Origin of the sequence: Aeromonas sp. Marseille-Q5825 (assembly GCF_946892685.1) — a bacterium.
Taxonomy (GTDB): domain Bacteria; phylum Pseudomonadota; class Gammaproteobacteria; order Enterobacterales; family Aeromonadaceae; genus Aeromonas; species Aeromonas rivipollensis.
On sequence record NZ_CAMPOU010000007.1, the window covers coordinates 169,178 to 189,363 of the forward strand.

General features: G+C 62.8%; 16 protein-coding genes. 11 read left to right on the forward strand and 5 right to left on the reverse strand.

The window, feature by feature from the left end; all coding sequences use genetic code 11:
• Positions 1-82 precede the first annotated feature (82 nt).
• The 9 genes from OC537_RS18935 (at position 83) to OC537_RS18975 (ending at position 8,879) form a co-directional block, all read left to right on the forward strand.
• Entirely contained in the window at positions 83-1,426 is a 1,344-nt protein-coding gene (locus OC537_RS18935; protein ID WP_262113572.1) for a diguanylate cyclase domain-containing protein, read from the forward strand.
• Positions 1,419-2,759, forward strand: a complete 1,341-nt coding sequence (locus tag OC537_RS18940; protein WP_262113574.1) for a glycosyltransferase family 2 protein — start codon at positions 1,419-1,421, stop codon at positions 2,757-2,759. The genes OC537_RS18935 and OC537_RS18940 overlap by 8 nt, the downstream gene beginning before the upstream one ends.
• Entirely contained in the window at positions 2,759-3,808 is a 1,050-nt protein-coding gene (locus OC537_RS18945; protein ID WP_262113576.1) for an HlyD family secretion protein, read from the forward strand. The genes OC537_RS18940 and OC537_RS18945 overlap by 1 nt, the downstream gene beginning before the upstream one ends.
• A 455-nt stretch (positions 3,809-4,263) precedes the next feature.
• The gene (locus OC537_RS18950; RefSeq protein WP_106884950.1) at positions 4,264-4,740 is read left to right on the forward strand and encodes a murein L,D-transpeptidase family protein; all 477 of its coding nucleotides are present in this window, start codon (positions 4,264-4,266) and stop codon (positions 4,738-4,740) included.
• 120 nt (positions 4,741-4,860) lie between these two features.
• Positions 4,861-5,574 (forward strand): AzlC family ABC transporter permease, encoded by a 714-nt coding sequence (locus tag OC537_RS18955; RefSeq protein WP_106884949.1) that lies wholly within the window; start codon positions 4,861-4,863, stop codon positions 5,572-5,574.
• Between the two features lie 2 nt (positions 5,575-5,576).
• Positions 5,577-5,918: an AzlD domain-containing protein gene (locus OC537_RS18960; protein ID WP_106884948.1), complete on the forward strand. Its 342-nt coding sequence runs from the start codon at positions 5,577-5,579 to the stop codon at positions 5,916-5,918.
• A 115-nt stretch (positions 5,919-6,033) separates the two neighbouring features.
• Positions 6,034-7,560 carry a YjjI family glycine radical enzyme gene (locus tag OC537_RS18965; protein WP_262113581.1) on the forward strand — a complete coding sequence of 509 codons (1,527 nt, stop codon included), beginning with the start codon at positions 6,034-6,036 and terminating at the stop codon, positions 7,558-7,560.
• Complete coding sequence (locus tag OC537_RS18970; RefSeq protein ID WP_262113583.1) at positions 7,550-8,437, forward strand: YjjW family glycine radical enzyme activase; 888 nt, start codon at positions 7,550-7,552, stop codon at positions 8,435-8,437. The genes OC537_RS18965 and OC537_RS18970 overlap by 11 nt, the downstream gene beginning before the upstream one ends.
• A 118-nt stretch (positions 8,438-8,555) precedes the next feature.
• Complete coding sequence (locus tag OC537_RS18975) at positions 8,556-8,879, forward strand: DUF1820 family protein (protein WP_106884945.1); 324 nt, start codon at positions 8,556-8,558, stop codon at positions 8,877-8,879.
• A 15-nt stretch (positions 8,880-8,894) separates the two neighbouring features.
• Here OC537_RS18975 and OC537_RS18980 read toward each other — a convergent pair whose 3' ends face one another.
• The 3 genes from OC537_RS18980 to OC537_RS18990 form a co-directional block, all read right to left on the reverse strand.
• Positions 8,895-9,821: a LysR family transcriptional regulator gene (locus OC537_RS18980; protein WP_262113586.1), complete on the reverse strand. Its 927-nt coding sequence runs from the start codon at positions 9,819-9,821 to the stop codon at positions 8,895-8,897.
• 113 nt (positions 9,822-9,934) lie between these two features.
• Positions 9,935-11,131, reverse strand: a complete 1,197-nt coding sequence (locus OC537_RS18985; RefSeq protein WP_262113592.1) for an aromatic amino acid transaminase — start codon at positions 11,129-11,131, stop codon at positions 9,935-9,937.
• 183 nt (positions 11,132-11,314) lie between these two features.
• Positions 11,315-11,590 carry a metal/formaldehyde-sensitive transcriptional repressor gene (locus OC537_RS18990; RefSeq protein WP_106884936.1) on the reverse strand — a complete coding sequence of 92 codons (276 nt, stop codon included), beginning with the start codon at positions 11,588-11,590 and terminating at the stop codon, positions 11,315-11,317.
• Positions 11,591-11,659: 69 nt separating this feature from the next.
• Between OC537_RS18990 and dmeF the strand changes: the two genes are divergently transcribed.
• Positions 11,660-12,649 carry a CDF family Co(II)/Ni(II) efflux transporter DmeF gene (dmeF, locus tag OC537_RS18995; RefSeq protein ID WP_234677325.1) on the forward strand — a complete coding sequence of 330 codons (990 nt, stop codon included), beginning with the start codon at positions 11,660-11,662 and terminating at the stop codon, positions 12,647-12,649.
• Between the two features lie 27 nt (positions 12,650-12,676).
• Here dmeF and OC537_RS19000 read toward each other — a convergent pair whose 3' ends face one another.
• A complete protein-coding gene (locus OC537_RS19000; protein WP_168236440.1) occupies positions 12,677-13,090 on the reverse strand; it encodes a hypothetical protein in 414 nt (137 codons plus the stop codon).
• A 266-nt stretch (positions 13,091-13,356) separates the two neighbouring features.
• Between OC537_RS19000 and pulA the strand changes: the two genes are divergently transcribed.
• The gene (gene pulA, locus OC537_RS19005) at positions 13,357-17,424 is read left to right on the forward strand and encodes a pullulanase-type alpha-1,6-glucosidase (protein ID WP_262113595.1); all 4,068 of its coding nucleotides are present in this window, start codon (positions 13,357-13,359) and stop codon (positions 17,422-17,424) included.
• A 210-nt stretch (positions 17,425-17,634) separates the two neighbouring features.
• Here pulA and OC537_RS19010 read toward each other — a convergent pair whose 3' ends face one another.
• Entirely contained in the window at positions 17,635-20,106 is a 2,472-nt protein-coding gene (locus tag OC537_RS19010; protein ID WP_262113597.1) for a zinc/cadmium/mercury/lead-transporting ATPase, read from the reverse strand.
• Between the last annotated feature and the right edge of the window lie 80 nt (positions 20,107-20,186).

Below are 20,186 nucleotides of genomic sequence, written 5' to 3' on the forward strand. Positions count from 1 at the left end.
TAGACACATAGTTGATGCTGAGGTGCCGGTTCCTTCATTGAGTCGGTGCCTGTTTTTTAGTCTATGGAAGAGGCTATGTCCCATGATGAGTACGAGTGAACAACCCTGCCCGATCGCGTTGCTGGGAGGCTCGGTGGATGTTGCCACCCAGGCTCTTGCCGATTGGTCTCAATGGAATGCAGAGCAACAGCCGGTGTTATTGCTCAACCTGCCGGCCGAAGAGCAAGATCGGGTATTGCAGGCGGTTCGCCGCGATCCCTCCCGTTATTTGCAACCTGTCTTCTGCGTGGCGAAGAGCCCGCTTGCGCCCATGCTGGCCGATGGTCTCCTGCCCCAGCTGGATGAGCGAGTGCCCGACATGCTGGAACGTTTGGCGCTGCTGACGCCGCGTGAGCATCCGGACGAGCTGGAAAAACTGGCGCGCTACAGCTGGCCCCGCACGCATTTCCGCTTGTTGCCTCGCTGGCAGGCGGGATGTCGTCAGGGGTACGGCTATCCGCTGCTCGACTGCCTGCTGGGCAGCGAGGCCGAGGCCTCCTTGCCGCAGCTGGTGGCGGAGCGCCTGCTGCAAAACGAGCAACTGGTGGATCGGGTGCGTCTGTGCAACGGCTGTCATTCGGCCCATCTCAACTTCGTCGACGTGTGCCCTGAGTGCTCCCACATCGCCATCCAGGCCAAGCCCGCCGTGCACTGTTTCACCTGCGGGCATGTGGATGATCAGGATGTCTTCATGAAGCAGGGGATGCTGCGCTGCCCCAAGTGTGTGACCACCTTGCGCCATATCGGGGTTGACTATGACCGACCACTGGAGAAGTACCGCTGCCTCTCATGTCATGCCCGCTTCATGGAGGCTACCGTACAGGCGCGATGTTACGAGTGTGGTCAGGTCCATAAGCCCGATGATCTGGTTGTTTCGCCCATCTATGAGTACCGCATCGGCAAGTTAGCTCGTCATATTGCTCGTGAAGGTACCCAGCAGTTGCATTTGCCTCTGACCTGGGGGGCGCCGATGGCTATGGATCACTTCCCTTGGTTGCTGCAGTGGAGCAACAGCCTGCTGCAGCGTCATGGTGGCAGACATACCCTGTTGGCCATTCGGGTCGAACACCTAGCCGAATTGCGCACCGAGCTGGGGTTGTTGAAAACCCAGCTGCGACTGGGCGCTTTATTGGCTCGCCTACAGGCGCTGTTCCGGGATACTGATGTGGTCTGCCAGTATGCAGAAGATCAATTGTTGCTGTTGCTGCCACACACCAATGTGGAGGATTGGCAGATCCTGCAAGAGAGAATTTTGGCGCTCAACAATGTCGAGGGGTTGGATGCCCTGACACTGAATGTGAAGGTAGAGCCGCTCCCTACCACGCTGGGTGAAGATACCGGCCTCTGGCTAAGTCGCTGGCTGGATGGGAGCCTCCAGGATGCCTGAGTGGATAAGTACGGTCCGGTATATCTTGACCGAGATCCTGGGCAGTCTGCAGTTTTCGCCCAGGATGATCCTGTTGCTGCTGCCCATGCTGCTGTTGATGGAGGTGCCCCTGATGGCGCTGACCCTGACGGGGATCCTCAAATGGTTTTCCCGTCAGGTACCTAGAGCGTCAGATCTGCCGCTGTCACGCCGCTGCCCCAAGGTTTCCTGCATCATCACCTGTTACGGGGAGGGGGAGGCCATCCGCTCGACCATTCTGACCCTCAAGGAGCAGCTCTATCGTGGCCATCTGGAGATTATTGCTGTGATCGATGGCGCCAAGGCCAATGCCCATACCTATCAGGCTGCCCTGAACTGTGTCGCCGAATTTCAGGGATGCAAGACACGTACCCTGGTGCTGTTGCCCAAATGGCAGCGTGGCGGGCGGGTATCGACCCTCAATGCCGGGTTGTCGGCTGCAACCGGCGAGATAGTGATGAATGCTGACGGGGACACCTCCTTTGACAACAACATGATCGACGAGATTGTGGCCTGTTTCGATGATCCGGACGTACCGGCCGTCGGCGGAGCGCTGCGGGTGCGTAACTTGCGCGATGGCCTGCTCACCCGCATGCAGGGGATCGAGTACATGATCTCCATGCAGGGGGGCAAAACGGGTCTAAGCGAATGGAACCTGATCAACAATATCTCGGGGGCGTTTGGGGCATTTCGCCGCGATTTTCTGCGCCAGATCGGGGGCTGGGATACCCACACGGCGGAAGATCTGGATCTGACAGTGCGGATCAAGCACTACCTTAAGCGTCACCCCAATCTGAAGATCGGGTTTGCCCCCAGGGCCATAGGTCACACTGATGCACCTGCGGACCTGATGACCCTGGCAAACCAGCGTCTGCGCTGGGATGGGGATCTGCTGTTTCTCTATCTGCGCAAGCACAAGCTGTCGCTGACGCCACGCATTCTGGGTTGGAAGACCTTTCTGTTTACCTTGGTCTATGGCGTGGCGCAAAACGTGGTGTTGCCGTTGTTGGTCATGGGGTACAGCTGGTGGCTGGTGTTCAGCTATCCGAGCCCGTTTGTGGCGGCCCTGATGTTATGTCTCTATCTGGTTTATCTGTTTCTCACTTTGGTCAATTTTTTGGTGTTTCTGCTTGCCATCTCTGAGCGGCCCAAAGCGGACATGCGCATGTTGCCGTGGCTGTTGCTGTACCCGGTCTATACCTTGCTGATGCGTTTGTGGTGTGCCGTGGCGTTGCTCAATGAAATATTCCGGCGAGGTCATGAAGAGAGCAGCATGGCGCCTTGGTGGGTGCTAAAACGAGGAAACAAATTCTGATGAAAGTAACATTCAACCCTCCTAAGAAGCAGGATGCCACCTCGGATGAAGGGATCCGGGTGTTGTATGCCCCCGCCAAGCGTGTCGCGTTTCGGGTCCGCTGGTATCTGATCTTGCTGCTGGCATTCAGCCCCGTGATCATACTGCTTTGGTACCTTGGGCGAGAGTGGTGGCTGACCCAGGCGCCGGCCATCATCACGACGGAACCCCAGCTGGTGGTGGCCAATGGTGATGGATTCATCCGTAGCATCTATATGTCTCCCGGCCAATCTGTCTCACAAGGGGATACATTGATGCGATTTGAGTCACCGACGCTCAAGGCCAATATCGAAGGGCGTAAGGCTCGTCTGAAAGCGCTCGAGCTGAATAAGGAGAGTGCCGAGGAGGCGATATTGAACAACCTGAACGAGCAGATCAATATCGCAGATCGAGGCACCCGTGAGCAGGAGGAGATTTACAAGGAATATGCGGGCTACAGAAAGGAAAAGTTGGTATCCAGTGCCGAGTATGCAAGTGCCCTGCTGAGCTGGACACAGTCACGCATCTCACTGCAAAAAGCCAGGTCAGAGAAGACTCTACAAGAACTGCAGATCCTGGAGGATCACCTGACGGGGCCGCTGGCCAGTGCTCGCCACTTGCTGGCACAGGAGCTGACGGAGATGGAGGCCATATCAAGGCAGCAACAGCCCCAGTCCCCTACAACGGGAAGAGTCTCTGATGTGTTGGTACAAGAAGGTGACTGGGTCTTTTCGGGCGCACCGCTCGCTCTGATCTCCAAGCATGAGGATCCCTTAGTCATCGCTTATGTGTCGCCCAAATACCTCTCCTCGATGGAGACGGGCCACAAGGCTATCGTCAGGCTGCCAAGCGGGGAGCGCCTAGCTGCCAGGGTTGCGAGACCGGTAGAGCTGGCCGACAAGCTGCCGGCTCAACTGGCCGCCCCGTTCGAGGGGGAGAAGGCGACACTCAAGGTCGCCTTGTCACTGGATGAAAAGCTGCCTTCCGGCTTGTTGGTCGAGGGGTTGCCCGTCACGGTACTGTTTGATTGATACAATGCGCTGTGCCCCGTTGGGGGCACAGCGCATTCATCTAGCGTTCACTCGTCAAGCCGTGAAAGGGGGGTCAACGTTCATGCTCCTTATCTGGCATGATCCACACACTTATCTGCACTGCCAGCTCCCCCATATCCTCATATCCTTATTCTCGCCATAGGCTGGGAGCATCACCGCCCATCAGCGGCACAGGTGTGGGAGTCGTTGAGCCTCCTGTCAGTCTTGAACTACGGCGACGAATTTTTGGGAGAGGATGTTTTATAATTATGATTCTATTATTGTTTCAAGTTTTTCATGGACGGTGAACTCATAGTGGCGCCAGATATGTTTCTCTGGATATATTGAGTATTCACGGCGATCCCATATCATGGCGCTCGCTCGCCGCCAGAGAGTGGCGACATTCAGATGATTAGCTAAATACAAAGCCCTGAAGGCTTGTCGAGGGATGGAAATTGAGAGCCGTATTGTTGTGTTTGCTGGGGCTGTGGCCCGCATTGAGTTTTGCCACCCTGTCCGCCGACATGGTGGTGGTCAAGAAGTCGAGTTATAGCCTGACCCTGATGAAGGATGGCAAGCCGGTCAAGCGCTACTGGGTCGCCCTGGGTCCTGCACCCAAGGGGCACAAGCAGCAGGAAGGGGATCAGCGTACCCCGGAAGGGCGTTACACCCTCGACTACAAGAAGAGTAATTCCGGCTTCTATAAGGCGATCCACATCAACTACCCGAATCTGGACGACATCAAGCGTGCCAATGAGCTGGGAGTGCGCCCGGGCGGCATGATCATGATCCATGGTCAGCTCAACCGCATGGGGGATCGCAGGGTGCAGCCGTCCAACTGGACCAATGGCTGCATCGCCGTGCTCAACCACGAGATGGACGAGATCTGGAACGCCATCGAGCCTGGCACTCCCATCGTCATCGAGCCCTGATCCTCGCCGTTCACGCCCGCTGCCCAGCGGGCGTTTTGTTTCCTCCCAGGATGGCGTGACAGCCCCTCCCGCGCCGTGCTAGTTTTTCCGGCTCGCGTTGGAAGTCACAAGGATGATCCCATGATGTCAGGAACCCGCATCGCCGCGCCCGAGCGCACGGGTGCGCTCTGGTGGCGCGCCACCCTGGATATTCTCCCCCTCTCCATTTCCGTCATCCCCTGGGGGATATTGTGCGGCGCCCTGGCGTTGCAGGCGGGCTTGAGCCCGGTGCAGGCCCAGCTGATGTCGCTGCTGGTCTATGCCGGCGCCGCCCAGCTCTCGGCCACCACCTTGTTCGGGGCGGGCACGCCCTTGCTGCCCATCATGGGCTCCACCATGGTGATCACCTCCCAGCACCTGCTCTATGGCTTCACCTTCCGCCGTGACGTGCTGCCGCTCTCCCTGCGCTGGCGTGCCAGCCTCGCCTTCTTCCTGACCGACGAGATGTTCGCGGTGGCACTCAAGGACAGGGAGCGCAGCGGCGTCTTCAACCCCGCCTATGCCCTGATCGCGGGCTTCGTGTTCTACCTGTTCTGGAACCTGGCGACCCTGCTCGGCATCGCCGCCGGCCAGTACATAGAGGGGCTGGACAAGATGGGGCTGGACTTTGCCATCGCCGCCACCTTCATCGCCATGACCATACCCGCCATGAAGAACCTGCCCATGGTGGCGGCGACTGTGGTGAGCGGCGGCACTGCGCTGCTCACCAAGCCGCTGCTGGCGGAGATCCACATCATCATCTCGGCCCTGGCCGGCATGGTGGTGGGTTATGTATTGCACCGGATGAGGAGATGACCATGGGCTGGCTGATGATTGGCCTGCTGGCCCTGATCACCTTCTTCAACCGCTTTGCCTTCTTCTCGCGGCTGACCCGCTATCAGCCCGGTGCCGAGATGGGGGCCTTCCTCAGCTTCTCGGCCCAGTCGGTGTTGACCGCCATCTGGCTGCCCATCGTCTTCAGCTATGAGCCGGGCAAGGGGCTGGACTGGGATCCCGACTACCTGGCTGCCACCCTGCTGGTGACCGCCCTGACCCTGCTGCGGCTGCCGACCCTGGTGGTGGTGGTGGTCGGCATGGGGGGCTTCTTCCTGCTGCGCTGGCAGGGGGGACTGGCGGCGCTGCTGCCCGGGTTGGGTTGAGCCGTGATCCCGCATAACGGATGTCTCTATCAGACATCCGTTATGTTATGAATGTCACTTCAAAAAAGGCCTCTCGAGTGTAAGGATTTAGGAATCATCCGCCAAGGAGTTTCCCATGTCCCTCACCGCCAGCTGTCAGCGCATAGTGCGCGATCCTCTGCTCTCCCCGGCTCAGAAGAGCCATGCCCTGGCGCTCGCCGCCGAGAATGCGCTGCCCTATCCCGCGCTGCCTGCCGAGGTGGCCGAGGCAATGGCGCAAGGGGTGCTCTGCGACATGTTCGAGGGACATGCCCCCTACAAGCCGCGTTACGTGCTGCCGGACTATGAGAAGTTCCTGCGCCAAGGCTCCCCCTGGCTGGAGCTGGCGCCACCACGGGATTTCGACGAGGCCCTGGATGCCCTGCGCATCCTCTATCACCATGTGCCCTCGGTCACCGGCATGCCAGTCTGGCTGGGGCGCCTCGATCACCTGCTGCTGCCCTTCGTCGGGGAGCTGGATGACGAGGCCCTCCATCGCAAGCTGAAGGGCTTCTGGATCTACCTGGACAGGGTGCTGCCGGATGCCTTCATGCACGTCAACATAGGCCCGGATGACAACAGGATCTGCCGCCTGATCCTGCGCATCGATGGCGAACTCAAGCAGGTGGCGCCGAACCTCAGCCTGTTTCACGATCCCGCCTCGACCCCGGACAGCCTGCTGATGCAAGGGGTGCAGAACATAGCCCTGTGCGGCAAGCCCCACATAGTCAACTACCCGATCCACAGGGAGACCTTCGATGAGCGGGGCTTTGGCATCGTCAGCTGCTACAACGCCCTGCCCCTGGGGGGCGGCGCCAACACCCTGGTGCGCCTCTCCCTCAAGGGGATGGCCGAGCAGAGCGCCGACCTTGAGGAGTTCATGACGTGCTGGCTCCCCCACTATTGCGAGCAGGCCTCCCGCCTCATCGAGGCAAGGGCCGCCTTCCTGCACGAAGAGTCCGGCTTCTTCGCCAGCTTCCTGGTGGAGGAGGGATTGATCGAGGAGGAGCGTTTCGTGCCCATGTTCGGCATCCATGGCATGGCGGAGGCGGTGAACCTGCTGATGGATAAAGAGGGGCTGGCCGGGCGCTATGGTCACGACGAGGGGGCGAACCAGCTCGGCCATCGCATCTCGGCCCGGCTCTCGGCCTGGGTGGCAGCCCGACCCCAGCCCCACGCCTGGGGCGGGCGTGCCCTGCTGCACTCCCAGGGCGGGCTCAGCCTGGACAAGGGAGTCACCCCAGGGGTGCGCATCCCTTATGGGGAGGAGCCGGATCCCGCCAGCCACCTGCTGGCCCTGGCCCCGCACCACGGCTACTACCACTCCGGGATCAGCGAGATCCTGACCCTGGATCCCACCATTCGCCAGAACCCGCAGGCGCTGCTGCAGCTCTGCAAGGGGGCCTTTGCCCTCGGCATGCGCGAATTCAGTGCCAACGTGGCGGACAGCGATCTGGTGCGGGTGACCGGCTACATGATCCGCAAGAGCGATGTGGCCCGCTTCGCCGTCGAAGGCTCGCGGTTGCAGACCACCTGCCTCGGTGCCGAGGCGAGCGAGCTGACCGGCATTCGCCAGCGGGCGCCGCGGGTGCTGGGCCTAGAGGCTAGCCTGTGTGACTACTGAGGATGACAAGGGAGAGCGCACCGCGACGGTCAGCCGCTGGTTGCCCTTCTCCTGCGTGGACGGGCCGGGCAATCGGCTGGTGCTCTTCCTGCAAGGGTGCAACTTTCGCTGCCCGGGCTGCCACAACCCCCACACCATAGGGCTGTGCGATCACTGTGGCGACTGCGTGCCCGGCTGCCCGAGCGGCGCCCTGACTCCCATTGATGGCAGTGTGCGTTGGCAGGCGTCTCTCTGCACCCACTGCGACCGCTGCCTGGATGCATGTCCCCGCAGCGCCAGCCCCAAGACCCACCAGATGTCGGTGGCCGAGGTGCTGGCCCTGCTGCGCCGCTACGGCCCGCTGCTCACCGGCATCACAGTATCCGGCGGTGAGGCCACCACCCAGCTCCCCTTCGTGGTGGCGCTCTTTGCGGCCATCAAGGCCGCGCCCGACCTGACCCACCTGAGCTGCCTGCTCGACAGCAACGGCTCCCTTGGTGAAACGGGCTGGCAGCGGCTGCTGCCGGTGCTGGACGGCGCCATGATAGATCTCAAGGGGTGGCGCGAGTCGGTGCATCACTCGCTCACCGGTCAGGGCCGGGAGCGGGTGCTGGCCTCGCTGCAACTGCTCGCGCGTGCGGGCAAGCTGGCGGAGCTGCGGCTGCTCCAGGTGCCGGGGCGCAGCGACTTTCTTGACGCCAGAGGGGAGCTGGACGCCGGGCTCGCTGCCTTCTTGCAGACGCTGGGACCTGTGCCTATTCGTCTCAACGGTTTTCGCCATCACGGGGTGCGCGGGGAGGCGATGGGCTGGCAGGAGGCCGCCATGGAGGAGCTTGAGAGGTTGTCCAACGCATTGAAGGTGAAAGGATTTGGCCCAATCGCCCTGCCGGCGCTGTGACGGGCCCGACATGTTCTGCCTCCTGAGACCCGATATGACGCAACTGTGATGTCTGTCTATTTGGTGCGCGGAAAGTGGCGGCTAGAATGGGAAAACCGCCCATCACCAACAGATACCCATGAGTGAAGCCAACGCCTTATATCGAGTGCAGTTTATTTGTCACAACGAGCGTTACGAGGTCTATGTCAGGGACGTGAATCAGGGCCAGCTGTTCGGCTTCATCGAGATCGCGAACTTCGTATGGGACAACCACACGGCGCTCATCGTCGATCCCAGCCACGAGAAGCTCAAGAGTGAGTTTGCCGACGTCAACCGCACCCTGATCCCCATGCACCAGGTGCTGCGCATCGATCAGGTGCGCAAGCAGGGAGCGGCCCGCATCACTGAGCTGGGCAACAACGTCGCCTCCTTCCCGAGTCCCATCTACACCAAGAAGCCCTGAGCCCCCCGGGCACTCTCAGGCACCCAGCTCCAGGGCGAGCTGGAGGATCCGCTGGCGGAACCAGTGCAGGGCGGGATCTTCCCCCAGGGGGCCGTACCACACCAGGCTGTGGGTCACGGCGCCATAGTCGAACGGGACGGGCCGCCTCACCAGCCCGGACGGCTCGGCCTGCCCGGCCCAGCCCTCGATGGCGGTGAGGATGAGATCGCTCTGGCGCAGCAGGGCGGTGGCACTGCCAAAGTCCGGCAGGGTGGCACCAATCTGGCGCCTTACCTGGCGCTGGGCCAGGCTCTGCTCGAAGAAGGGATCGGCCAGCTCGCTGTCGCGAATGAGGATATGGCGCCAGCTTAAGTAAGCATCCAGATCCCAGGGCTGATCCTGCGCCGGATGATCCGCGCGCAGCAGGCAGACCAGCTTGTCTTCCCGCAGCGTCTCCCATACCAGGCCAGGCTGGCTGGGCAGGGGCTGGCTCTGATCGTGGGGCAGGATCACGAAGTCGAGCTTGCCCGCCGCCAGCGCCGCCAGTCCCTGCTGATCCTTGTTCCAGATGACGGGCACCAGCCCGGGTACTTCCTGCATCAACGTCCCCAGCACGGGCCCCATGGGCCAGATCATGCTGCTCTCGCGCATCGCCAGATTCAGCTCCCCCTGCCAGCTGGCGGGGTTGAAGCCCTCCGGGCTGGTGAGGCCGTTCAGCTCGCTCAGCAGTCGGCGCAGGCTGGGGCCGAGCCGCTCGGCAAAGGGGGTCAGCAACAACTGGTTGCCTTGGCGGTAGAGCAGATGATCCCCCAGCAGATCCCGCAGCTGGTTGAGGGTCTTGCTGACGGTGGAGGGAGTGGTGCAGAGGCGCTCGGCGCTGCGGGTGACGCTCTGGGTGTCCAGCAGCAGGTGCAGGGTCACCAGATGACGACCGCCCAGGCGGGAAAGCGCGATGAGATCCATAAAACCTCCCGGGATGAAGCCCGTGCGGGCGAGGATGAGGGGTGCGTCTGGCAGCCGGTATTGCCCCTCCAGACGTAGCAAACAAAAAGCCCCGCCTGAGCGGGGCATGGGGATTAACCCTTGAGCACGGCGGCCATGGCGTCCGCTACGTAGTCGACGTTGCGGCTGTTGAGGCCCGCCACGCACATGCGGCCTGAGCGCACCAGATAGACGGCGAACTCTTCGCGCAGGCGGTCCACCTGCTCCGGCGTGAAGCCGGTGTAGCTGAACATGCCGCGCTGGCTGATGAAGTAGCTGAAATCGCGGCCCGGCACCTTGGCGCTCAGCACCTCGAACAGCTTCTGGCGCATGGCCTTGATGCGGGTGCGCATCTCGGTCACCTCGCCGACCCAGAGGGCATGCAGCTCGGGTTGGCTCATCACGGCTGCGGCTACCTGACCACCGTGAGTGGGAGGGCTGGAGTAGTTGCGACGCACGGTGGCCTTCATCTGGCCCAGTACCCGGCTCGCCTCTTCCGCATCCTGGCAGATGACCGACAGGCCGCCGCAGCGCTCGCCGTAGAAGGAGAGATTCTTGGAGAAGGAGTTGCTGACGAAGAAGCTGACACCGGCGGCCACCATGGCGCGAATGGCGTAGGCATCCTCTTCCAGTCCATCGCCGAAGCCCTGATAGGCGATATCCATAAAGGGGATCAGGTTCTTCTCGACCACCAGCGCGATCACCTGGTCCCACTGGGCGCGGGAGAGATCCACCCCGGTCGGGTTGTGACAGCAGGGGTGCAGCAGCACTATGCTCTTGGCCGGCAGGGTGCTCAGGCAGTCGATCATGGCGTCGAACTGCACGCCGCCGGTGGCCGCGTCGTAGTAGGGGTAGTCGTGCACCTTGATGCCGGCTCCCTCGAACATGGCCTTGTGGTTGTCCCAGGTCGGATTGCTGACCCACACCTCTGAGGTCGGGAAGTAGCGCTTGAGCAGATCGGCACCGATCTTCAGGGCGCCGGAGCCACCTATGGTCTGGATGGTGGCGATGCGACCGGCCTTGACCGCCTCGTGATCGGCGCCAAACAGCAGGTGCTGCACCGCGGTGCGGTAGTTGGCGGCCCCTTCCATCGGCTGATAGGGGCGCGGCGCCGGCGCGGCAGCGCGCTGGGCTTCGGCCTGCTGCACCGAGGGCAGCAGCGGAATGCGGCCCTGCTCGTCGTAATAGAGGCCGATCCCCAGGTTCACCTTCTGCTCGCGGGTGTCTTTGTGGAAGGTCTCGACGAGCGTGAGTATGGGGTCGCCAGCATAGGCATCGACGTGTTCAAACATGGGGGGTCCTTGCGAAGTGGAATCCAGAGTATGGCGATCAATGATCGGCGGTCATGATGGCGTAAAGCGGGCGAGGGCTCAAGTCTGAAAGGGGTGGAGAGCGGTGGACTGGAGCCGCTCTGCTGTAAAGAGGGTGGTGTGCTGCAGAGTGGGGGCAGCTTATCTGCCCCGCACCTGCCGGCGTTATTTCAGATAGGAGCGCAGCACCCTCACCACCTGATCCAGATCCTCCAGCCGCTCGGCCGGGGTCGCCTCCGGCGCCCCCAGATGCTCGCGCATATGGCCTTCCAGCACCTCCAGCATCAGGCCGTTGACGGCGCCGCGGATGGCGGCTATCTGCTGCAAGATGGCGGCGCAGTCTGTCTCCTGCTCCAGGGCGCTCTCCAGCGCACCTGTCTGTCCCTTGATGCGCCTGACCCTGGCCAGCAGCTTCTTCTTGTCGTGAACCGTGTGTGACATGGGATCCTCTCGCGCAATAAAACTATACTGGGGTATAGTATATTTCATCGTGGCCCACAGGAGAAATCTATGTCATCCCTGCTCTCATTCCACTGCCATCAACCCGTCGTTCATGAAGGGAATCCGCTGGCGGAGCGCAAGACCCGCTGGGCCGTGCTGCTCACCCTCATCATGATGGTGGCGGAAATCGGCGGTGGCTGGTTCTACAACTCAATGGCGCTGCTGGCGGATGGCTGGCACATGAGCTCCCATGCCCTGGCCCTCGGCCTCTCCGTCGTGGCCTACCGCGCCGCCCGCCACTTCGCCCGGGATCACAGATTCAGCTTCGGTACCTGGAAGATAGAGGTGCTGGGAGGTTTCAGCAGCGCCTTGCTGCTGGTGGGGGTGGCGGGCCTGATGCTGTTCGAGTCGGTGGCCCGGCTACTGGATCCCAGCCCGATCCATTATCAGCAGGCCATCGGCATCGCCCTGCTCGGCCTGCTGGTGAACCTGGCCTGCGCCTGGCTGCTCAAGGATGATCAGGGCCATCATCACGGTCATGCTCATCATCACGACCATGACCATCACCACGGCCACGCTCATCATCACGATCATCACCAGGGTCACGACCATGATGCTCACCCCCACGACCACGGCCATCAGGATCTGAACCTGCGTGCCGCCTACCTCCACGTGCTGGCGGATGCGGCCACCTCTGTGCTGGCCATCATCGCCCTGGTGGGGGGCATGCTGTGGGGGGCCGACTGGCTGGATCCCCTGATGGGCATAGTGGGGGCCGTGCTGGTGGCGGTCTGGGCCCGGGGGTTGCTGCGGGACACGGGGCGGGTGCTGCTGGATGCGGAGATGGACGCTCCCCTGGTGGCGGAGATCCGCGAGGTGATAGCCGAGCTGCCTGACGCCGAGATCCGCGATCTGCACGTCTGGCGGGTGGGGCAGGTGCAGTATGCGGCCGTGCTCTCCCTGCGAATGGCGGTCCCGATCCCGGCCCAGGCGATCCGCGAACGGCTCGCCATCCACGAGGAGCTGGTACACCTGACCATAGAGATAGCGCAGGGATGAGGCCAGCCAGGGCCCCGGCACCTGGCCTCAGTGTGGCGGGCGCTCGTTTTCCCCCTTGGCCTGATCCTGCCAGAGCGAGCCCAGCATCAGCTTGAGCAGCAACCCAGGGGGATCATCCAGCAGTCGACCCGGCTCCAGCAGCAGGTGGCCGTCGGCGCGAAAGCCCAGGCTGGCGTGGGTCTTTCCCTCGTCATCCAGGATCTGGATGATGCCGATCAGGGTTCCCCGCTCACCGGGCTGACAGCGCAGCCGCAGCTCGCGGGGCTCACCCAGCAGGGTGAAGGCCCGGCAGAGGGGCGGTGTCTCTTCGTAATCGGGCCAGCTGAAGAAGTGATACTGCTCGGCGAGCCCCCCGGCCTGCTGGCAAAATTGGTGGAACAGCTGGGCAATCCCCTGATACTCCTGATCCAGCCGTTTTGCCTGCTCCTCGATCCGTTTCATAGGCCATGACTCCTTGCTATCCATTTGAACGGAAATTGATTTTTCCGCCATGAACCCCTCTCTCTGCTGGTATGGGCCCAAAGCCGGGGCGGGTCTGTGAGCGCGATCCAATTTTCGTTATGAAAACGTTATCTTGTTGAAACGGATTGGTTTTTTTTGCCTTGTTGCTCACATTTACAACAATCTCCGCTGATTAATATGGCATCGCTCGGCTACGACCGGGTACCTCGAGTATCGAGACCAACTACAGCGGGAATTATAAAAAAATGGATATGAAAAAGACCAAAGTGGCGCTGGTAACAGCCTCACTGCTCGCGCTTTTGTCAGGCTGTAACGACAACAGTTCTTCGACTCCTACCCCCACCCCTCAGGATGAGCCCGTCGCTCGTCTTCCCAACGTCCAGCCCCCGGCCGAGCTGCTGGTGGCCGGTCCCGATGAGGCCGTGATCGCCCTGGTGGATACCCAGAGCAGCGCGGCGCGCGGGATCACAGGGCCCTTCGCCAGCCACAGCCTGCACCTGTGGAACAACGATGCCTGCAGCGCCATCGATAAGACCAAGGTTCCCAGCTATGACGATTGGGACAGCAAGGCGAATGTTCCAGCCGATGCGGACAGCTTCGGCCCGGCCTGGGTGGTGCCGCTGGCCAAGATGGAGGGCTGCATCAACTTCATCGCGCGCAACGGCGATCTGGCCAACCTGACCGGCGCCAACATGGAGGTCATCTTCAGCGATCACCCGGATCGCACAGTGGCAATCGTCGCGGGCAAGAACGAGATCTTCGGCAGTCGTGCCGAGGCCTTCACCGCCGCCTTTGGCGTGGCGGGGGCCAGTGCCCACCTCATCGACGGCAACACTCTCATCTGGCAAGGGGGCAAGGACAAGCCCTATGTGCGCCTCTACCACACCGAATCAGGCACCATCACCGCCAATGCCGAAGGGGTATTCGACTTCCCCTATATCAAGCTGACCCCGACCAGCCTCTCGGCCTCGCAGCAGGCCAAGTACCCGCACCTCAAGGATGCCGCAGCCTTTGCCCTGCCATCGGGCGCGGATCTCAAGCCCCTGCTCAAGGGGGAACTGGTGGCCATAGGCACGGATGACGAGGGCGTGTTGCAGGGGGCTACCCTGGTGCAGAGCGCCGGTGCCCTCGATGCCCTCTATGCCGAGGCCGCCACCAAGCTGGCCTATGGCGCCATAGTGGAAGGGGGCAACGTCACCTTCCGGCTCTGGGCACCGACCGCCAGGTCGGTCAAGCTGGCGCTCTTTGACGAGCAGCACAAGGCCCTCGGCGAGCGTGCCATGACACAAGACGAAGCCAGCGGCAGCTGGAGCCTGCAGGGCGGCAGCGACCTGGTGGGCAAGTACTATCGCTATGCCGTCGAGGTCTATCATCCGGTCAGCCGCAAGCTGGAATCCTACCAGGTGACAGACCCCTACTCCCTGAGCCTGGCCATGAACTCCGAGTTCAGTCAGGTGGTGGATCTCGACGATCCCGCCCTCAAACCCGAGGGCTGGGACAGCCTCAAGGCTCCCCACAGCCAGGCCAATCCCGCCGACATCACCATCTATGAGGCCCATGTCCGGGACTTGACCGGCAACGACGACTCCACTCCGGCCGAACACCGCGGCAAGTTCCTGGGGCTGACCGACAGCGACAGCGTCCCCGTCACCCACCTCAAGTCCCTGGCCAAGAGCGGCGTCAGCCACCTGCACCTGCTGCCGGTGTTCGACATCGCCACCGTCAACGAGGATCCGGCCAAGGTGGCCAACATCGGCGATGACTTCAGCAAGCTGTGCGAGGTCAATGCCGAGGTCAAGAACTCCAGGTTCGCCAGCCACTGCGGCGGCGGTGAGACCATTGCGGCGGTGCTGGAAGATCTGCAGATGAGCGACAGCAAGGAGAATCCTGTGGTGCAGGAGCTGTATGGCTATCTGCGCGGGGTGGACTCCTTCAACTGGGGTTATGACCCCTACCACTACACCACCCCGGAAGGTTCCTATGCCACCAATGCGGAGGGGACGGCCCGGATCAAGGAGTTCCGCGAGATGGTCATGGCCATCAAGCAGAACATCGGCATGAACGTGGTGATGGACGTGGTCTACAACCACACCAACGAAGCTGGCCTCGGGCCCAAATCCGTGCTCGACAAGATAGTGCCCTGGTACTACCAGCGCCTCAATCCCGAGACCGGCTCGGTCGAGAACTCCACCTGCTGCTCCAACACGGCGCCTGAACACGCCATGTTCGCCAAGCTGATGGACGACTCCCTGGTGACCTGGGCGCGGGACTACAAGATCGATGCCTTCCGCTTCGATCTCATGGGTCATCACCCGAAAGATCAGATGGTGCAGGCCCTGGCCGAGGTGAAGAAGGTCAATCCCGAGATGTACTTCTACGGCGAGGGCTGGAACTTCGGCGAAGTGCAGGATGACAAGCGCTTCGTGCAGGCGACCCAGAAACACCTGGCCGGCACCGGCATCGGCTCCTTCTCCGATCGGTTGCGGGATGCGGTGCGCGGCGGCAGCCCGTTCGACGGCGGCGAGGCCATTCGCAAGACCCAGGGCTTCGGCAACGGCGCCCTGGTGGATGCCAACGAGCTGGACGGCGTGGATCTCGCCACCGCCCTGCATCAGTCAGACCTGGTGCGCCTCGGCATGGCGGGCAACCTCAAGGAGTTCGTGCTGACCGACAAGGACGGCGTGCCGAAGAAGGGCGCCGACATCGACTACAACGGTCAGGCTGCGGGTTATGCCCAGGATCCGACCGAAGTTCAGAACTACGTCGACAAGCACGACAACCAGACCCTGTTCGACAACCTGGTCTACAAGGCGCGGGGAGGGGCCGATCTGGTGCGGATGCAGGGGGTGTCGCTGGCCACCGCCATGCTGGGGCAGGGCATTCCCTTCACCCACGCCGGGGTCGAGCTGCTGCGCTCCAAGTCCATGGAGCGGGACAGCTACGACTCCGGTGACTGGTACAACAGAGTCGATTACACCCTCGGCGACAACAACTTCGACAAAGGCTTGCCGCGCAAGGACAAGGATGAGGCCAACTACGCGCTGATCGAGCAGGTGCTCGGCCAGCACGCCACGCCGGGGTCGGCCGAGATGCAGCAGATGGTGAGCTTCTACCAGGAGCTGTCCGAGCTGCGTCAATCCTCCCGTCTGCTGCGCCTTGGCAGCGGGGCTGAGGTGATCAAGCGGGTCGACTTCCGCAACACCGGGCCGGATCAGGTTCCTGGTCTCATCGTGATGAGCGTGGACGACGGTGCGAGCGCGGGTGCGGATCTGGATCCCGCCATCGATGGCCTGGTGGTGATGATCAACGCCACCAATGCCCCCCAGAGCATCGGCGACTTCCGTGACGGCAATGACCAGCCCATCGATCTCTCCGGCATGGTGCTGAGTGGCAAGCATCGCGGGGTCGACAGCATCGCCAGTGGCGCCGGCTATGACAACGGCCAGCTGACCCTCGGAGCCTGGTCTGCTGCCGTCTTCGTCAAGCCGCAGAGTGGCGCCCAGGGCGCGGGCCTGCCGGTGGGCAAGAAGACGGACCTGAGCACCCTGCCCCCCTTCGGTGACACCGCGCTCTTCATGAAGGGCTTCCTGGATACCAGCTTCGGGGAGAAGAACCCGCTGACCTTCACCAGCAACTTCATGTACGAGTTCAGCGCTGAAGTGACGGCGGATCAGCTTGGCAACACAGAGCTGAAGGTGGCCGACGCTGGCTGGAACATCAACTACGGCAGCTGCAACGCCGGTGACAAGCTGGTGGTGGGCACGCCGCTGACCCTGTGTGCTGGTGGTTCAACGGGCAACGTCGGGTTGGCGCTGGACAAGGCGGGCAGCTACAAGTTCGTCTTCACCGCCATGAACAAGGAGAAGCCGACCTTGAGCGTCAGCTACACAGAGCCGGTGCAGAGCTGCAAGGTGCTGGATACTGTGGCGGGCAACCCGCTGGGCTTCCCGCTCTATGTTCGCGGCAGCCTGAGCGACTGGAACGCACAACCGGCTTACCAGCTGAGCTACAAGGGGATGGAGGGCAACCTCGCCATCTATCAGGCCGCCTTCAACTACGGGGGCAGCTTTGACTTCAAGTTTGCCAACGATGACGGCAACTGGAGCAAGCAGTTCTTCGTCAAGGATGCCGGTGGCACCCTGATCGCGCTGGAGCCCGAGCAGTCCTATCCGCTGCAGCACGGCGATGGCGGCATGGGCAACAACAGCATGACTCTGGCCCAGGGCCAGTGGAGCTTCCTGGTCAAGGTCGATCCGGCCAAGACCTCTGGCGAAGTGGGCACAGTGATAGTACAGGAGTGCAGCGCCAAGTAAGCCTTCCCATCGAGCCCGGGACTGGCTCGGCAGCCCCGGGTTGAATTCCACCTCGCCAAGGGTGGGATAAACCGAGAGAGTAAGAACAAGGCGCGGACTGCCATCATCAGCCGCGCTTTGATTTTTTGGGCAAAGCCTCGGCGCCCGCATAAAGAAAAGCCGCAACCCAGGGTTGCGGCTTTTTGTTTGCACCTGTCCGGGCCAAGTGCCTCAGCGCTTGCGCAGAAGTCGCAGGGCGTTGGCGGTGACCAGGGCGGTGGCACCGGTATCCGCCAGCACCGCAATCCACAGACCCGTGATGCCGAGCAGGCTGGTGACCAGGAAGATGGCCTTGAGCCCCAGCGCCAGGGCTATGTTCTGGTGGATATTGGCGAGCGCGGCGCGGGACAACCGGATCATGGCGGCCAGGCCGCCGAGCTGGTTGTGGGTCAGGGCCGCATCGGCGGTCTCCAGCGCCACGTCTGTGCCGCCCCCCATGGCGATGCCGATGCTGGCACGCTTCATGGCGGGGGCGTCGTTGATGCCATCCCCTATCATGGCCACCTTGCGGGTCTTTGCGAGTCTGGCAATCTCCTCCACCTTGTCCTGGGGCAGCAGGCTGGCCCGCCACTCCATGCGGAGCTCACCGGCGATAGCCTCGGCGGCGCGCGGGTTGTCCCCGGTCAGCATCATGCTGCCAAGCCCCAGTGCCTTGAGCTCACGCAGCGCCGCGGCGGCGTCTGGCCGGATCTGGTCCCGCAGCGCCAGCAGCGCGACCGGTGTGGTGAGAGCAGTTCCCTCTCCCTCTGGGAGAGGGTGGGGTGAGGGTGCCTGACAGAGCACCACCACCGTCTTGCCCTGTGCCTCCAGGTGGCTGACTTGCTGGTTGATGGCATCGTCGAGGCTAGGAACCCGGCTCGGGGCCAGCAGCTGCCAGAGGGCGCCGTCGATGCGCCCCTCTACCCCCATGCCGGGGAGGGCGCGCAGATCCTGTGCGTTGGCCAGGGTCAGCCCCTGCTCGCTCGCGGCAGCCACCACGGCGCGGGCCAGGGGGTGGTGGGAACCCTGCTCTATGGCGGCGGCCAGGGCCAGCAGTTCGGCCTCCGGTCGGCCATCGAGGCTTGTCAGCTCGGTCAGCTGGGGCTTGCCCAGGGTCAGGGTGCCTGTCTTGTCAAAGGCGACTGTGTCTATATGGGCCAGTCGCTCCAGGGCCGCACCGCCCTTGATCAGGGCCCCCTGGCGGGTGGCGGCGGCCAGGGCCGAGGTAACCGCCGCCGGGGTGGAGATCACCAGGGCACAGGGGCAGCCGATGAGCAGCAGCGCCAGGGCGCGGTAGATCCACTCGTCCCAGCCCTGACCGAAGGCGAGCGGGGGGACCAGCATCACCAGCAGGGCGACCAGCATCATGGCCGGGGTGTACCAGCGGCTGAAGCGGTCGATGAAGCGCTCTATGGGGGCGCGCTGGCTCTCGGCCTCCTCGATGAGGTGCAGGATGCGGTCGATGGCGTTGTTGCCGGGCTCGGAGACTACCTCGAGCCGTAGCACTCTATCTGCCGCCAGACTGCCGGCGGGCACCTTGTCACCCAAGCGGCGCTCCACCGGGATGGACTCGCCGGTCAGGGCGCTCTCGTCAAAGGCCCCAAGGGCATCGATCAGGCGGGCGTCGGCCGGCAGACGGGCGCCGGGGGCGATTTCGATGATGTCGCCCGGGCGCAGCGCGTCGGCGGCCACCTCTTCCCGTATTTCACCTTCTGCGGTGGTACGAATGCGCAGCGCCTGGTCGGGCACCAGGGCCATCAGGGCGGTGATGCCGGCGCGGGCACGACCGGCGGCGTAGGCCTCCAGGTGTTCCCCCAGCATGAAGAGCAGCAGCACCATGGCCGCCTCGGCGGTTTCACCGAGGAAGAGGGCGCCGAGCGCCGCCACCGTCATCAGGGTCTCGATGGCGAAGGGGGAGCCGCTCCTGGTCAATGCCCAGGCCTTGCGGGCGACGGGCCATAGCCCCCAGAGTGTCGCCAGGGTAAAGAGCGGCTTGCCGAGGGTGTCGGGCAGCAGGGCCGCCACCAACATCAGGGCGGCCAGGGAGAGGGGTTGCCCATATTTGCCGAATAAGTTGCCGAGCAGGGTCAGCAAGGGGCTGCGATGCTTGTCATCGGCGGCTTTGGCACTGGCCTCGCCCTTGAGCCGGAAGCCAGCGGCCAGCACGGCGGCGGTGATGGGGTCGGGGGAGAGGCCGGGGGCGAGATCCACCACCAGCTTCTCGGTGGCAAACAGCACGCGGGCCTGCTGCACGCCGGCCACCCGACCGACGGCGGTCTCTATCTTGCGGGCGCAGCTGGGGCAGTCCATGCCCAGCACCTGCCAGCTATGGCGGCGACTGTTCTGGGTCGGCGAAGCCAGGGGCTCGGGGCTGTCGGCGACCGACTGATGATCATGACCAGCATGGTCGCTATGGTCATGAGCTGGCTGCGAGTCACAGCAACCCTGACTCTGGCAACTTCCTCTGGGGGGCTCTTCATCCCCCGGTGATTCGTTTACCCCCTGCTCCTGATGGGCATGGGAGGCCGTACCGGCGCTGCAGCTGACCGGGGCCGCATTGTCGCAGCAGTGGCTGTCGTGCCCGTGTTCGTGTTGATGGGGTGCGGCCTTGCCGATGGCCTTGATGGGGGCGGCATGGGAATGGCTGCAGCAGGATTTGCTCATGATGAGTCCCTCTTGAGTGGATCCCGCCCCTGCGGGATCCCTAATGTCTGAGCCCAGTGTAAACCTTGGTGTTAAGTCCA

Coding starts and splice junctions, on each gene's coding strand:
- OC537_RS18935 (WP_262113572.1), top strand. CDS start 83: ATGATGAGTACGAGTGAACAACCCTGCCCGATCGCGTTGCTGGGAGGC.
- OC537_RS18940 (WP_262113574.1), top strand. CDS start 1,419: ATGCCTGAGTGGATAAGTACGGTCCGGTATATCTTGACCGAGATCCTG.
- OC537_RS18945 (WP_262113576.1), top strand. CDS start 2,759: ATGAAAGTAACATTCAACCCTCCTAAGAAGCAGGATGCCACCTCGGAT.
- OC537_RS18955 (WP_106884949.1), top strand. CDS start 4,861: ATGATGTCAGGAACCCGCATCGCCGCGCCCGAGCGCACGGGTGCGCTC.
- OC537_RS18960 (WP_106884948.1), top strand. CDS start 5,577: ATGGGCTGGCTGATGATTGGCCTGCTGGCCCTGATCACCTTCTTCAAC.
- OC537_RS18965 (WP_262113581.1), top strand. CDS start 6,034: ATGTCCCTCACCGCCAGCTGTCAGCGCATAGTGCGCGATCCTCTGCTC.
- OC537_RS18975 (WP_106884945.1), top strand. CDS start 8,556: ATGAGTGAAGCCAACGCCTTATATCGAGTGCAGTTTATTTGTCACAAC.
- OC537_RS18980 (WP_262113586.1), bottom strand. CDS start 9,821: ATGGATCTCATCGCGCTTTCCCGCCTGGGCGGTCGTCATCTGGTGACC.
- OC537_RS18985 (WP_262113592.1), bottom strand. CDS start 11,131: ATGTTTGAACACGTCGATGCCTATGCTGGCGACCCCATACTCACGCTC.
- OC537_RS18990 (WP_106884936.1), bottom strand. CDS start 11,590: ATGTCACACACGGTTCACGACAAGAAGAAGCTGCTGGCCAGGGTCAGG.
- dmeF (WP_234677325.1), top strand. CDS start 11,660: ATGTCATCCCTGCTCTCATTCCACTGCCATCAACCCGTCGTTCATGAA.
- OC537_RS19000 (WP_168236440.1), bottom strand. CDS start 13,090: ATGAAACGGATCGAGGAGCAGGCAAAACGGCTGGATCAGGAGTATCAG.
- pulA (WP_262113595.1), top strand. CDS start 13,357: ATGGATATGAAAAAGACCAAAGTGGCGCTGGTAACAGCCTCACTGCTC.
- OC537_RS19010 (WP_262113597.1), bottom strand. CDS start 20,106: ATGAGCAAATCCTGCTGCAGCCATTCCCATGCCGCCCCCATCAAGGCC.